Source organism: Acinetobacter sp. CIP 102136 (assembly GCF_000369685.1).
GTDB lineage: Bacteria > Pseudomonadota > Gammaproteobacteria > Pseudomonadales > Moraxellaceae > Acinetobacter > Acinetobacter fasciculus.
In genome coordinates, this window is record NZ_KB850141.1 from 186,106 (window position 1) to 200,948 (window position 14,843).

Consider the following 14,843-nt stretch of genomic DNA (forward strand, 5'->3'; position numbering starts at 1 on the left):
TTAACCGTAGAATTTTTTGTTGTTAGCAGCCATTTCGCGCAACATTTCTGGCGCTTCATAAGCTTTACCAAGGTGCGCATACTTATTGCAAAGCGCAACATACTCAGCTACACCGGTTTGATCGATGTAACGGCATGGACCACCACGGAATGGAGGGAAACCAACACCCATGATCATCGCCATATCTGCTTCAGCAGCAGTGGCTACAATGTTGTCTTCCAGGCAACGAACCGTTTCGTTACAGAAAGCCAGCATCATGCGGTCAATGATTTCCTGAGCGTCAAATTCACGTTTTTCCGCAGTTGCAACAGAGGCCACAAGCTCATACGCAGTTGGATCAACCACTTTGGCTTTTTTGCCTTTACGGTCAAGTTCATACTTGTAGAAACCAACGTCGTTCTTTTGACCCAGACGGTTGTTTTCGTACATCACCTGAATCGAACCTTTGAAATCAGGTTTCATACGATCCGGGAAGCCTTCAGCCATCACTTCTGCACCGTGTACGCCAGTGTCGATACCGACAACGTCCATCAGGTAAGCAGGGCCCATTGGCCAGCCGAATTTTTCCATGACTTTATCGATTTGCTGGAAGTCAGCACCATCTTTAAGCAACAGGTCAAATGCACCGAAGTAAGGGAACAATACGCGGTTCACCAGGAAGCCCGGGCAGTCATTCACCACGATTGGTGTTTTACCCATTTTCTGAGCAAGCACCACAGTTGTTGCAATCGCTTCATCAGAAGTCTTCGCACCACGAATCACTTCAACCAGTGGCATCATGTGTACCGGGTTAAAGAAGTGCATGCCCACGAAGTTTTCAGGACGTTCCAGATTTTCAGCCAGACGCGTGATTGAAATCGTAGAAGTATTAGATGCAATGATCGTGTTTTCACGAACTTTCGCTTCAGTTTCTTTCAGTACGATGCCTTTGACTTTTGGATTTTCAGTCACGGCTTCGATCACGATGTCCACTTCTTTAAACTCGTCATAGCTTAAAGTTGGACGGATGCGAGCAAGAGTTTCACCCATTTGAGCAGGCTTCATCTTCTTACGTTCAACTTGTTTGGTCAGTAAACCGTTGGCTTCTTTCATGCCCAAAGCAAGTTGCGGGTTACCGATGTCTTTCATGATGATCGGTGTGCCTTTGCTTGCCGCCTGGTAAGCAATACCACCACCCATGATACCTGCGCCGAGAACAGCCGCCTGGTTCACTGGATGCGCACCTTTTTCATAGCGCTTCGAGGTTTTTTTCACGATCTGGTCATTCAGGAACAAACCGATCAAGGCACCTGCTTGTGGTGTTACCGCTGCTTTGGCAAAGCCTTCAGCTTCCGCTTTCAGCGCGTCATCACGATGCAGGCTCGCACCGGCTTGTAATGAATCAAGTAATAATTTTGGCGCAGGGTATTGAGCCGGATTAGCTTTTGCCAGAACCATGCCTTTCGATGAGTTAAACGCCATCATCTGTTCGATCGGGCTGAGTTTAACTGGATCGAGTTTTTCCTGACGCTTGGTTTTCCAGTCTAAACGGCCATGAATCGCCTGTTTTACCAGATCAAGTGCAGCATCTTGTAGCTTGTCAGCATGAACGACAGCATCGACTGCGCCGTCTTTCAGTGCGGCAGCAGGCTTTTTAGGATTGGCCATTGCCATCCATTCTACCGCGTTGTCGATACCGATCAGACGGCTTAAACGTACTGTACCACCGAAGCCCGGGAAGATCCCCAGCTTGATTTCAGGCAGGCCCACTTGCGCCTGCTCTGACATGACACGGTAGTCACACACCAGGCACATTTCGAAACCGCCACCGAGTGCCATGCCATTAATGGCGGCCACTTTAGGAATGTCGAGGTCTTCGAAGCTGTTAAAAATTTCATGTACTGGCATTGCCCAGTCAACAATCGCTTGTTCACCCTGAGCAAAGTTGTCGCCGAATTCAGTGATATCAGCACCTACAATAAATGTAGATTTGCCTGAAGTCACAATCAGACCTTGAATATCGGCATGGGAGACGGCTTCGATAGCAGCCTTGAAATCTTCAATCGTTGCACGGTTGAATTTGTTAACGGACTCACCTTGTAAGTCAAAGCGGAATTCTGCAATCCCGTCCTCAAGCATTTGGACGGTAATGGCATTGCCAGCGTGGATCATGCCCTGATCTCCTTTATTTTGGAGGACTTCTAAGTTGATGTTGTGAAGCAAGTGCGCATGTCCCGCGCACTTTTTGACTTCGCTAATCTTACGATAACTATATCCAAAAAGAACATAACAAGTTGTATCAAGCGGTGACGCAATGGTCATCAATTTCTGCCGGCTTGATCCGACCGGTTATAATTTTTCCTTTCAGTTTCTTATAGCCCGATGAACCAAAGATTCTGTTTCAATTCATTATTTTTTATCAATCAGCCTGATAGATATGGAGCAGGGTGACTGATTTTCAAGGTATATTTCTAGCGGAGTTTTGTCAATTCAGTCAATTTCTATCCTTGAACTTGCCATTTTTAGCCTCGAAGTATGCTGAGCGCAGGGCTTTCAGGTCTTTGCTGATAGTATTTAATCAGCACAAATAACAGTGTATTAGATCATTTGAGTTACTGAACTTTTCTGATGAGATCGAAAATGGGAACGATCCTGTCGATGTGTGATTTAAAATAATTTCCATCCTGCCGGGTTGAATCCCTGTCATCTGCTATGGAATTGTTTATGATGATCTTGCACTTAGATATGGGGGATATCGATGCACGTATTTCGTTCTAAAAAAGACTGGTGGCTGCTGGCTTTTGTGATTTGTATGAGTGGCCTGCTGCTGCAACTGCTGCTAACCATGCAGGCCAAAGGGACCATGCAGCAATATCCGCTGCACACTGCGGTTTATATCCTGACCATTCTTATTCTATGGTGGCCGCTCTGGAGTACGCGCTATGTGGTAGACAATGGGGTGTTGACCATAAAAAGCCTGTGGTTAAGCTGGAAGATTCCGTTAAGTGAAATCCAATCCATTCAGCCCACAGACCACTCTATCATTGCGCCAGCCTTATCCTTAAAGCGTCTGCGGATTGACTATACGGAAGGCGGCGTGCAGAAATTTATATTGGTTTCACCCAAAGATCAAACTGCTTTTATACAGGTGCTTCAGCCGAATAAAAACTGATATCGAGTCTGCCTTAGTTAAGCTTTTGCTTGCTCAGGCAGAACCACCAGCTGTCCATCGACACAGTCCAGATGCAGACTGAACTGCTCAGGCTGGTTTAAAAAATACAGCGCCAGAATCGGCTCCAGTTCGGTACGCATCTTGCGGCCCAAATGTCGGGCGCCGTAACGAATATCATGGTCCTGATAGAAATAGGCTTTGGCTGAAGCGCTTAAATGCACGCTGCGTTGCTGATGTTGCAAGTGCTTGTTCAGTTTATCCAGTTCAATTTCGACCAGACGTGGCAGGGCATCATGCTGTACCGCCTGATAATGCAGGCTGCGGTCAATCCGGTTCAGAAATTCAGGGTCGAATTTACGCTGCATGACTTTTTCAATGATGCGCTGGGTGGGAACGCGCTTCAGACACAGTGCCTGCATTTTCTCAGGCAGATAGCTGAGTTTGTCCAGATATTGCTGCGCCGCCTGTGCCCCGACATTGCTGGTCATAAAGATCATGCAGTTGCGAAAATCGATAGTTTTAGTGCCCGCTTTCAAGGTCAGCCGGCCAGTATCCAGCACGTTCATCAAGCCGCGAATCACTTCGTTACTGGCTTTTTCCAGCTCATCAAACAGCATGATGCCGGGACGGGTATGACTGCCGGCAATCGCAGTTTCATCAAACAGGCTGTGACCTTCCTTTGATCCCACATAACCGGGCGGTGCGCCGGTCAAAGCCGCCGCATAATGTTCCTGTGCCAGAGTATTCATATCAATCCGGCAAAAGGCATCCGGGCGGCCATAGATCGCATCGGCAATCAGACGCACGGTTTCTGTTTTACCGACGCCAGTAGGGCCCAGCATCAAGGTAACCGACAAAGGGCGATCCGGACTGGAAAAATCTGCCTTGACCACATGCAACATTTTTTCAATTTCATTCAGGGCTGCATCCTGCCCAATAATCCGTTCACGTAGCAGTTGCATTACCTTACTCGGCTCGAAATGAAAACGCGGTTTACCAATCAGGCGAGCACGTTCAGACGGGTGATGGGTGGAGGTGGAGGGTTGAACAATATGAATGCCCGATTGCTGCAGGGTCATGCGAATCATCTCAAAACTAGACTTTTTGAGCATAACAAAGTTAAAGGTTGAAACTTATAGCTTTTAACAATCAGTTTATGTCGTGAGGATTATAGATTGGGGGGATAACCCGACAGGAACTTTAAGATTAAGTGGCAGCTTCAGGGGAATTTTGTGTTTTTGCTTGAAAATGACGCAACAATCATCACATATATCTGCAGATTGTAGGTGAAAAATAGGCTTTAGGTGAACGAAAACGCACGCCCCCATATTGAAAAAATCCTGGCGAATATGACCAGCCTGCCCGGGGTCTACCGGATGTATGGCAAAGACGGTGAATTATTGTATGTGGGTAAAGCCAAAAACCTGAAAAACCGGGTCTCCAGCTATTTTGTCAAAACGCTGGATCATCCCAAAACCCAGGCCTTGGTGGCACGGATTTATGATATCCAGACCCTGGTGGTACGTTCTGAAACTGAAGCCTTGTTGCTGGAACAGAACCTGATCAAGCTGCATCATCCGCCCTATAACATCATGCTGCGTGATGACAAATCTTATGTCTATATTTTTGTTTCGGCAGATAAACCCTATCCGCGTTTAGCCAGTGGGCGCGGCAAGGGCAAGCACCAGGTGGGCAAGTTTTTTGGACCTTATCCGAGTGCGTATACCGCCCGGGATACTCTGGTGGTGCTACAAAAACTGTTCAATGTGCGTTCCTGTGAAAACAGTTTTTTTGCCAACCGGACCCGGCCATGTCTGCAATACCAGATCAAACGCTGCTCTGCGCCCTGTGTCGGATTTATTTCTCCGGAAGACTATAAGGCAGATGTCGATAACTCGATCCGATTTTTGCAGGGCGATACCAAGGAGCTGAATCAGGAACTGATCGCAAAAATGGAAGCGGCCGCTGAAGCGCTGGAATTTGAAAAAGCAGTGTTCTATCGTGACCGGATGGCATTGTTAAGAGACGTACAGTCGCAGCAGGCGATCTATAAGCTCAAAGGCGAAGCCGATATCCTGTCGATTGCCTATCAGGCCGGGGTGACCTGTGTGCAGATCATGCATGTGCGCAATGGTAAAATGCTAGGTGGAAAAAGTTATTTCCCGGATATGCTTAGTGATGACCTAGGGCAGATGCTGGCCGATTTTATTGCCAATTTTTATTTTCAGGTAGCCGATGAAATCCCGGCTGAACTGATTGTCAATCTGGAAGTGGCTGACCGTAAAGAACTGGAAGCGGCACTGTCGCAGCATTTTGGCAAGAAAATCCAGATCAAGTCCAAAGTCCGCGAAACCCGCGCCGAATGGCTGGAACTGGCGCAGATGAATGTACAGCACGCGATTCAGGGCAAGCTGGCCAATCATATAGAATTAAATGAGCGTTTTCATCAGTTGGAGCAGGTGGTCGGCCGTCCTGTAGATCGGATTGAGTGTTTCGATATTTCGCATACTATGGGTGAAGATACCGTGGCCTCCTGTGTGGTCTTTGATAGTGGGGGCGCGCGCAAGCGCGACTATCGCCAGTTTTCCATTCATGATATTCAGGCAGGTGATGACTATGCCGCCATGCGTCAGGCGCTGACCCGTCGTTATAAGAAAGCCCTGTTACCGGACTTGCTGCTGATTGATGGTGGCAAGGGGCAATTGCATATGGCGATGGAAGTCATGCAGGAACTAGGCTTAGAGGCCTTTATGGTCGGTGTGTCCAAAGGTGAGGGACGTAAGCCCGGTCTGGAAACCCTGCACTTTACCGATGGCAGTAAAATTCAATTACCGGAGGATCATAAGGCACTGCATCTGATTCAGCAGGTGCGTGATGAAGCGCACCGCTTTGCGATTACCAAGCACCGTGCCAAACGTGACAAGAAACGAGGTTCATCAGTGCTGGAAGTTATTCCGGGGCTCGGACCAAAACGCCGTCGTGACCTGCTGACCCATTTTGGCGGGATTCAGGGCGTACTCAAAGCCTCAGAACGAGATCTGCAACTGGTACCGGGACTGGGTTCAGTCATGGCACGGATGATTTATAAAGTGTTGCATGAATAACTTGGGGCCCGAATGCAAGGGCAAAAATGCGTATTGACGCATGGGTCACAGGACATTCACAACCTGATGAATTTTGCCGAATATACTGAGCATCAAGACTTACTGAGGGATCAACATGTCTTTGCATGCACTTTATGCACAAATTACCGAACAGGAATGGGTAGAGTTCCCACAGGGATGGTTACAGGGCCGTACCCTGTATGGCGGTCTGGCTGCCGCGATGATGATGCAGAAAGCCGTCACTCACATCAATGATCCGGCCAAGCATTTACTCAGTTGCAGTGTGACCTTTGTTGGCCCGATTCAGCAAGCCAAAGTACGACTGAGTGCCGAAACCCTGCGGCAGGGCAAGTCGGTGACCACGATTGAAGTGCGCTTATGGCAGGACGACGCGGTGCAAAGTATTCTGATTGCCAGTTTCGGTATTTCCCGTGATTCAGAGATTCAGGTACAGCAACAAGCTCAAGCACCCGACTATGCTGTACCAGAGCAACTGTTTCAGATTCCTGCGGGTTATGGCATGCCAGACTGTTATAACCATTTTGAAATTGCCTGGGCGGATGTCAATCTGCCCTGTAGTGCCAGTCCTCGTCCGGACTTTGGTGGCTGGTGCCGTTTTCATCCCGAAAAGCATCGCAACCGTGAATTTCTGGTCGCCGACCTGATGGCCATCTTTGATATCTGGCCACCCGGGGTGTTACCAATGTTTAAAAACATGGCGCCTGCAAGTAGTCTGACCTGGACAGTGACCTACGTGCATCCGGTTCAACACCAATTGCATGATTGGTTTAAATATAAAGTATTTACCGACTATGCTGCGGATGGTTATGCGACGGAGCATGCCTATCTCTGGGATGCCGAAAATCGCCTGATTGCGATGGCAAGACAAACAGTGACGGTGTTTGCCTAGTGACACTGCAAGTCAATTCGTATAAAGTGAAGCCTATTAATGATGGATCAAACCTCTAAAAAAGTGTGCATTTTCATCGTACATGAGGGGAACAATTGGCGGTGTCTATGACTACAGGTCGTATCCTGAATATTCCAAATATCTTGACCTTGGCGCGTATCGCTCTTATTCCGGTATTTTTATTGGTGGCTTACTGGCCGCCTGCAATGGGCTTTGATGCCCATAACCCAGACATGACGCGGCATATTATTTTAACCACGATCTTTGTGGTGGCTGCGGTAACGGACTGGTTTGATGGCTATCTGGCACGAACATTAAATCAGACTTCCGCTTTTGGGCGTTTCCTCGACCCAGTTGCAGATAAATTGATGGTCACGGCTGCATTGATTGTACTGGTGCAATGGCAACCTTCCATGTCGATGGCTTTTGCTGCGATTGTGATTATTTCGCGTGAAATTACCGTTTCAGCCCTGCGTGAATGGATGGCAGAACTCGGTGCGCGGACCAATGTTGCGGTTTCAACGGTGGGTAAATACAAAACAGCTTTCCAGATGATCGCCATCACCGTATTCCTGCTGAACTGGCCACCGCTGGAAATACTGGCATATGCCTTGCTATACACCGCAGTCGTACTCACTTTATGGTCGATGTTCATTTATCTGAAAGCGGCTTGGCCATATCTGAAACAGCCTTAATTGAAATGAAAAAAGAAGCTCCTTGAAAGGGGCTTTTTTTATACGCTTAAATCATCAAGCCAATCGGCAAATTACAGGCAAAAAAATACCCAGCCTTTGGGGGAAGAACTGGGATGAAATCGGGGTATTTGTTGCTTGTTATTATAGTTATTCAAAGATATCTCATCTTCTTAGGGCTTATTATAGAGATGTGATTTTTTTAAATCATGTGGCTTCTTGTAGCAGAATGTTGTGTTTTGTGATTACTCTGTATATCGCTTTTACAATCCATTATTTTGATACAAATATGAATGTTTTTCAGCAGGATAGTGACTGACTCGATAGACGAAATAGGATAAGTGAAAATCTGTTTTTTGTGCCCTAAATATTGGTTAGTAAGATTTGCTAGATTTAGTCAAAAAATCCCCTGAGATAGGGGATAGATTTATGCCTACGCGGACTTCATCTTTGTCTCGTGTGACAAAAGAAAAGCAGGGCTTTAATGTGAAAAGCTTCTGTATGGGGAGCTCTTTACATTCAAAACTACGTGCTTCGCTGGTCTTGAGTAATGTTTAGAACAACACATAAAAAAGAATCTCCAAAGTTGGAGATTCTTTTAGATTAAAGTCTACGCGGACTTCGTCCTTGTCTTACGTAAAAAAGAAAAGCAGTGCTTTCTTTTTTACTCAGGCTTCAGCCCTTCGGCTTTTTCTAGGGATGCATCATTGTTAAAGAACTTTTCACGCTGTTCTTCAAGAAACTTTTTCGCATCTGCTTCAAACACGTTCAAACGCTTTTCATTAATTAGCGTAGTCTGGTGTTTTAGCCATTCTTGCCAAGCCTGTTTAGACACGGTGTCAAACAATTCCTGACCCTTTGGCCCCGGGAATGGAGCAAAGTCTAAACCTTCCATGTCCGCCTGATACTTACGGCAAAAAACTTGTCGAGACATATCCATACTCCAAAATTATGCGTAAAGTTGTTCCAAACGCGCATGTGCACGCTCAATGGCTGCTTTCACTTGAGCAGGCGCGGTGCCACCAATGTGATTACGGGCATTCACCGAAGCTTCAAGAGTTAGGGCTTTTTCAAATACGTCTGCTTGAATCAGGTCAGAGAACTGTTGCAGTTGTTCGAGTGTCAATTCAGACAGGTCTTTAGATTCTTGTACACCGAGTGCAACCGCTTTACCTACAATCTCGTGCGCATCACGGAATGCAACGCCGTTTTTCACCAGGTAATCAGCTAGGTCAGTCGCAGTTGAGAAACCACGCAGCGCTGCTTCGCGCATTTCAGCAATGTTTGGAACCAGTGCAGGAATCATGTCAGCAAATGCCATGAGTGAACCACGAACTGTATCGATCGCATCGAACAATGGCTCTTTATCTTCCTGATTGTCTTTGTTATAGGCTAGAGGCTGGCCTTTCATTAAAGTCAGCAGGCTCATCAAATCGCCATAGACACGGCCGGTTTTACCACGTACCAGTTCAGGCACATCCGGATTTTTCTTCTGCGGCATGATTGAAGAGCCAGTACAGAAGCGATCTGGAATATTCACGAATTTGAACTGTGCAGATGTCCATAGAATCAGTTCTTCAGACATACGTGATAAATGCATCATAATTAAAGATGCAGCGGCATTAAATTCAATCGCAAAGTCACGATCCGATACTGCATCCAGCGAGTTTTCAGCAACAGCTTCAAAACCTAGCAGTTCAGCAGTATAAGCACGGTCGATTGGATAAGTAGTACCTGCAAGTGCAGCAGAACCAAGCGGCATACGGTTGACACGCTTACGGCAATCAATCAGACGTTCTGAATCGCGTACCAGCATTTCAAACCAAGCCATTAGATGATGACCAAAAGTCACTGGCTGAGCGGTTTGCAAGTGGGTGAAGCCAGGCATGATGGTGTCGGTGTTTTTAGCCGCTAAGCTTAAAATACCTTTTTGTAATTTTTTCAGTAATTCCAGGATGCTATCGATTTCATCGCGTACATAAAGACGGATATCTGTAGCCACCTGGTCATTACGGCTACGACCGGTATGCAGTTTCTTGCCAGTAATGCCGATACGTTGAGTCAGGCGTGACTCAATGTTCATGTGGACATCTTCTAAATCAATGCGCCATTCAAAGTTGCCTGCTTCAATATCGGCTTGAATCGCTGTCAGACCTTCAATAATGTCATCGCGTTCTTGCGTGGTCAGTACGCCCACTTTTGCCAGCATGGTTGCATGGGCAATCGAGCCTGCAATATCTTGTTTATAAAAACGTTGGTCAAATTGAACAGATGCTGTAAATTCAGCAACAAAAGCATCAGTCGCTTCAGAGAAACGACCGCCCCACATACCCGAAGTATGGGCGTGTGATGGATTAGAGGAATTAGAAGATGTGGTCATGTCGGCTCAATCAGATTAAAAGCAGTAGAACGAAAAAGAGTATAACAAATTCAAAGCCCATTGCCGAAGTCACATCTGCTCAATCTTTTACATCGATAAACGAACAGACGCAAAATTCCTATTTTTTTAGCCAGATCGGCAATCTACGCTATTTGCTGGAACTGTTTGCTGGCGGCAATATTCTGGCCATGATTCTGGCGCTTGCAGAAGCGCAATCCTGGCAGGCTTTGAATGGAATGCACCTGCTGCAATATATCCTGTATATCAACTGGGTACTGTTATGTTTTGCAGCACTGGTCGAGCTGTTCCATCAAGCCTTTCAACGTATGGGAATCAAACTGGCTTTGATTTCTGGATTTCTGCTGTTACAGGCAATTGTACTGCTCACTACGGTGAACCTGAATATCTTGATATATTTTGGACAGAATTTTAATTTTCAGGATTTAAACCTGGCGATTGCGCTGGATCAGGTTGGACTCCATTTAAGTCTGGGAATTTTACTGGGAACCTTCTGTTTTCGTTATCTTTACTTGCGTGAACAATGGGAGCAGCAGCAGCATAGCGAGCTGAATGCTAGAATTCAGGCCATGCAGGCACGGATTCAGCCGCATTTCCTGTTTAACAGCATGAATAGTGTGATCAGCCTGATCAGTATCGATCCGGATAAAGCCGAGCACATGCTGTTGAATTTGTCACGGTTATTTCGTGCCAGTTTTCAGGAATTAAAACTGGTCAACCTGCAGGAGGAAATTGATCTGTGCCAGCGCTATCTGGAGATTGAGCAGATCCGTCTAGGTGAGCGTTTGCAGGTGGAATGGAAGTTAGAAAACAAAGACTTATACTCACAAGTTCAAATTCCATTATTAACTTTACAACCCTTGTTAGAAAATAGTATTTTCCATGGAGTTGAAAAAATTCTCACAAAGAGTACCATAAGCATATTGGTTGAAATATTGCAAAATCAAATTAATATCATCATAACCAACCCTTATGCACAGGATAATAAAATTTTAAAAAAGGGACATGGTATTGCAATAGAAAATGTTAGACAGCGTCTGCAAGCTTATTATGGACCTAGTGTGACTTTTCAAACCTTTGCCGGCGAAGGGATGTTTACGACGGTAGTGCGATATCAATATAAATAAAAATAAATCAAAGAAATCGCAGTTGGCTTTATCATTCATCTGATGAGGTTAACTGGGTAAGGAGGAGAAATGGACATCCTGATTTGTGATGATGAGCCTTTGGCCGTCGAGCGTTTATCACGTTTGGTCTCTCAACTGGGGCATGATGTGGTGGCGACAGCAAGCCATGGCCGTCAAGCGATTGATCTGGCTCACCAATACGAACCCGATGTCATCCTATTAGATATTCAAATGCCTGAAATGAATGGACTAGCTTGTGCGCAACATTTGCGTCAACTGGATCCAATGCCGGCCATTGTCTTTTGTACGGCCTATGACCAACATGCGCTGGATGCATTTAAATCAAATGCCGAAGGCTACTTGCTTAAACCGGTGATGCAACAGGAATTGGCACAGGTTTTAGAGCACTTAACTAAACTTACCCAAGCTCAAATGAGCCAACTAAAACAAAAAGAAAATATGGACGAAATCAATATCAGCCGCCAGCAGATTGCGGCAAAGACCTATCGTGGTGTCGAATTGGTGCCAGTTGAAAATATCTATTATTTTCTGGCGGATCAGAAATATGTCACTGTGCGTCATAAAAACGGCAGTGTATTGATTGATGAAACCTTAAAGGAGTTAGAGCAGGAGTTTGGGAACCAGTTTATCCGGATTCATCGTAATGCCTTGATCTCGGTGCATTATCTGGATGGTCTGGAAGTGGTGAGTTCTGGTCAGTATCAGGTACGTTGTCGTGAGCTGGACGATCGTTTGGCGGTTAGTCGGCGACATTTACCGTTTTTACGAGATCGGATTCAAAAGCTTTAGCAGGGGATGAATGAGAGCATTGAGTTGAAACTTATATAAATTCACTTGCATTTTCAAGTGAGCAGGTTAAGTTTAGACTATTGTTCTCATTTACTGTTATTGAAATTTATGAAGACCCTAAAAATTGCAACTCGACAAAGTCCACTTGCGCTTTGGCAAGCGGAACACATCCGTGCGCGCCTACAAGATTTGCAAGCTGGTTTGCAGGTTGAGTTAGTCACTTTTGTTACACAGGGCGATAAAATTCTAGATACACCACTGGCTAAAATTGGTGGAAAAGGACTGTTTGTAAAAGAATTAGAAGCCGCTTTACTGGATGGTCGTGCAGATCTGGCTGTGCATTCCATGAAAGATGTCCCGATGGCCTTGCCCGAAGGTCTGAGTCTGGCAGTGATCTGTGAACGTGAAGATCCCTTAGATGCCTTTGTGTCGAATACCTACACTAGTTTTGAAGAATTGCCACAAGGCGCCAAAGTCGGAACCTCAAGCTTGCGCCGTAAAACCCAGATTTTAAAACAGCGTCCAGATCTGGATATTATCGATTTACGCGGTAATGTCGGCACACGCTTGTCCAAACTGGATGCTGGTCAGTATGATGCGATTATTCTGGCCAGTGCCGGTTTAAAACGCTTGGGTCTGGCAGAACGCATTCGTCATACTCTGACGCCTGAAGTCAGTCTGCCGGCCGTGGGTCAAGGTGCGCTAGGTTTGGAATGCCGTACTCATGATCAGACGGTGCTGGACTTGATTCAGCCACTCCTGCATGCGGATACAGATGCGTGTGTACGTGCCGAACGTGCCTTTAATGCCTATCTAGAAGGCGGCTGTCAGGTGCCGATTGCCGGTTATGCCACGCTCAAAGAGGGTGTGATTTCAATCGAAGGTCGTGTAGGCAGTATCGATGGAGCAGTTTTGCTCCGGGCACAGCAGACTGGAAAAACGGCAGATGCAGAGCAATTGGGTGTGAAGCTGGCAAAAGACTTGCTTGATCAAGGTGCTGGCGAGTTGCTGAAAGCACTCTATTCACACTGATGTTATTGATTAATACCCGCCCCAGTGATCGTGCTGCAGGTTTGACCCAGCAGTTACAGGCAGCGCAAGTGTCTGTTTTAGAATTGCCTTTGCTCGAACTGCATGCCATGCCTTATTCCGATGAGCTGTCGAGTTTGTATCAGCAGCTGGAGCAGGCACAGATTATTGTGGTGGTTAGCCCGACGGCCGCTCAGATTGGCATGCAATATTTACAACAGGCGGGTATTAAGCTCTCGGCCTTGGCGCAGGTGCATTGGGTGGCAGTGGGCAAAGCCACTGAACAGGCATTGGCGAGCTACGGCATTCATAGTCATGTGCCTGAGGTCGAAACCTCGGAAGGCATGCTGCAATTGCCTGTGTTGAAGCAACTGGCTTCTGGCTCAGGTGTAGCCTTCTGGCGCGGAGAAGGCGGTCGTCAATTTATGATGGATCATTTACGTGCCAGCAATATTAAAGTTTTAAACTTTATTTTGTACCGGCGGCAATGTCCTGAAACGACGGTAACGATTTTGGCAGAGAACTTGTCGCTGCTTAAGAGGCAGCAGCGTTTTGCAGTTCTGATCACTAGTGAGGCAAGCTGGTTAAACTGGCTGGCAATTATGCAGGATAGTGCAGAGTTCATACAGCAAGCCTGTTATTTGGTTTTGGGGCCACGTTTGGCCACTATTCTTGGGGAATATCAACAGCAGCATCAGGCAAGTTTTCAATTCGTACAAGTCGATGATTTAGAGGCAAATACGATCTTGCAGAAAATGAGGCTGATATTAGGGAACGCATGAAGAAACTATTCATTGTAGTGTTCATCTTGAGTATGGCGTGGCTCATCAAGCTTAGCTATGACTTTCATGTTCTGAATACAGCACAGACTGAATTCAATCAAAGCATCAATCAGTTACAGCAGCAAAATGCCAATCTCAATGATCAGTTCGTGGCTTTAAAACGCCAGATTTCTGCTCAGCAGGAAAGTGCTAGGGCTACTTCAGCAAAAGCGCCAGTAAGTGAAGCGGTAGCTAATGAAACACAGAATGATATTGCCTTAGTACAGCAACATCTGGATCTGATCGAATTTGCACTGCAACAGCAACAATACGCCACTGCGATTGAGAAATTAAATCAGTTATCCAATGAGCTGGATGATTATATTTTAGCGCCTGCCTTGGTCAGTAGTTTGCAGCAAGTAATTGCAAAAGATCAGGACATGCTGAAAAAATTCGTGAACAGCCGATTAGTGCAGCAAAATAAAGTAAAAGAAGTTTTGGTGCAGATGGATACTGAAATTGAAAAAGAAATTCGGACACCATATCGTCAGCGTCCAGAAACTCAACGCTCTTTCTGGCAGCGCTGGGTTCAGATTGAATCCGCAGATCAGCCAAGCATAGTCTTGATGCAACGGCATCTGGTACTGAAAGAGGCCCAATTGCGCTTGCTCATCGCACAAAATACCTTGCAAAAAGACCAATCCGTCGCTTTTCAGCAAGCACTGAATGCCGTGATTGAAGTCTTGGAGCAATTGCCGGATGCACAGAGCCAAAAATGGATTCAGCAATTGAATCAAATTAAGGCCACCCCGATTACTCCGATTCCATTATTAAACACACGCACCCTAGTGGGCTAATTGC

At 46.1% G+C, this 14,843-nt stretch carries 13 protein-coding genes; 9 read left to right on the top strand and 4 right to left on the bottom strand.

What is annotated here, in order from left to right; translation table 11 throughout:
• A complete protein-coding gene (fadB, locus tag F893_RS03770; protein ID WP_005250438.1) occupies positions 1 to 2,151 on the bottom strand; it encodes a fatty acid oxidation complex subunit alpha FadB in 2,151 nt (716 codons plus the stop codon).
• A gap of 586 nt (positions 2,152 to 2,737) precedes the next feature.
• Here fadB and F893_RS03775 point away from each other — a divergent pair.
• Positions 2,738 to 3,151: a PH domain-containing protein gene (locus tag F893_RS03775; protein WP_005250440.1), complete on the top strand. Its 414-nt coding sequence runs from the start codon at positions 2,738 to 2,740 to the stop codon at positions 3,149 to 3,151.
• Between the two features lie 17 nt (positions 3,152 to 3,168).
• Here F893_RS03775 and F893_RS03780 read toward each other — a convergent pair whose 3' ends face one another.
• Positions 3,169 to 4,230, bottom strand: a complete 1,062-nt coding sequence (locus tag F893_RS03780; RefSeq protein WP_005250442.1) for an AAA family ATPase — start codon at positions 4,228 to 4,230, stop codon at positions 3,169 to 3,171.
• A gap of 225 nt (positions 4,231 to 4,455) precedes the next feature.
• Here F893_RS03780 and uvrC point away from each other — a divergent pair, with 225 nt between their 5' ends.
• From uvrC to pgsA, 3 genes are all read left to right on the top strand, one after another.
• Entirely contained in the window at positions 4,456 to 6,255 is a 1,800-nt protein-coding gene (gene uvrC, locus F893_RS03785; protein ID WP_005250444.1) for an excinuclease ABC subunit UvrC, read from the top strand.
• A 115-nt stretch (positions 6,256 to 6,370) separates the two neighbouring features.
• Positions 6,371 to 7,165, top strand: coding sequence for a thioesterase family protein (locus tag F893_RS03790; RefSeq protein WP_005250446.1), 795 nt, complete (start codon positions 6,371 to 6,373; stop codon positions 7,163 to 7,165).
• A 107-nt stretch (positions 7,166 to 7,272) separates the two neighbouring features.
• The gene (pgsA, locus tag F893_RS03795; protein WP_004278637.1) at positions 7,273 to 7,860 is read left to right on the top strand and encodes a CDP-diacylglycerol--glycerol-3-phosphate 3-phosphatidyltransferase; all 588 of its coding nucleotides are present in this window, start codon (positions 7,273 to 7,275) and stop codon (positions 7,858 to 7,860) included.
• Between the two features lie 661 nt (positions 7,861 to 8,521).
• On the opposite strand, the gene F893_RS03800 is transcribed toward pgsA, so the two are convergent.
• Both F893_RS03800 and argH read right to left on the bottom strand, forming a co-directional pair.
• Positions 8,522 to 8,791 carry an oxidative damage protection protein gene (locus tag F893_RS03800; protein ID WP_004278636.1) on the bottom strand — a complete coding sequence of 90 codons (270 nt, stop codon included), beginning with the start codon at positions 8,789 to 8,791 and terminating at the stop codon, positions 8,522 to 8,524.
• Between the two features lie 15 nt (positions 8,792 to 8,806).
• On the bottom strand, positions 8,807 to 10,237 hold the full coding sequence (gene argH / locus F893_RS03805) for an argininosuccinate lyase (RefSeq protein WP_004278634.1): 1,431 nt from the start codon (positions 10,235 to 10,237) through the stop codon (positions 8,807 to 8,809).
• On the opposite strand from argH, the gene F893_RS03810 reads away from it, so the two are divergent.
• The 5 genes from F893_RS03810 (at position 10,228) to F893_RS03830 (ending at position 14,839) form a co-directional block, all read left to right on the top strand.
• Entirely contained in the window at positions 10,228 to 11,382 is a 1,155-nt protein-coding gene (locus F893_RS03810) for a sensor histidine kinase (RefSeq protein ID WP_004278635.1), read from the top strand. The two genes, argH and F893_RS03810, sit on opposite strands and share 10 nt — an antisense overlap.
• Positions 11,383 to 11,451: 69 nt before the next feature.
• A complete protein-coding gene (locus tag F893_RS03815; RefSeq protein ID WP_004278633.1) occupies positions 11,452 to 12,192 on the top strand; it encodes a LytR/AlgR family response regulator transcription factor in 741 nt (246 codons plus the stop codon).
• 108 nt (positions 12,193 to 12,300) lie between these two features.
• Positions 12,301 to 13,224 (top strand): hydroxymethylbilane synthase, encoded by a 924-nt coding sequence (hemC, locus tag F893_RS03820; RefSeq protein WP_005105424.1) that lies wholly within the window; start codon positions 12,301 to 12,303, stop codon positions 13,222 to 13,224.
• Positions 13,224 to 14,003: a uroporphyrinogen-III synthase gene (locus F893_RS03825; RefSeq protein WP_005250448.1), complete on the top strand. Its 780-nt coding sequence runs from the start codon at positions 13,224 to 13,226 to the stop codon at positions 14,001 to 14,003. The genes hemC and F893_RS03825 overlap by 1 nt, the downstream gene beginning before the upstream one ends.
• Complete coding sequence (locus F893_RS03830) at positions 14,000 to 14,839, top strand: hypothetical protein (RefSeq protein WP_005105429.1); 840 nt, start codon at positions 14,000 to 14,002, stop codon at positions 14,837 to 14,839. The genes F893_RS03825 and F893_RS03830 overlap by 4 nt, the downstream gene beginning before the upstream one ends.
• The last annotated feature ends 4 nt before the right edge of the window (positions 14,840 to 14,843 follow it).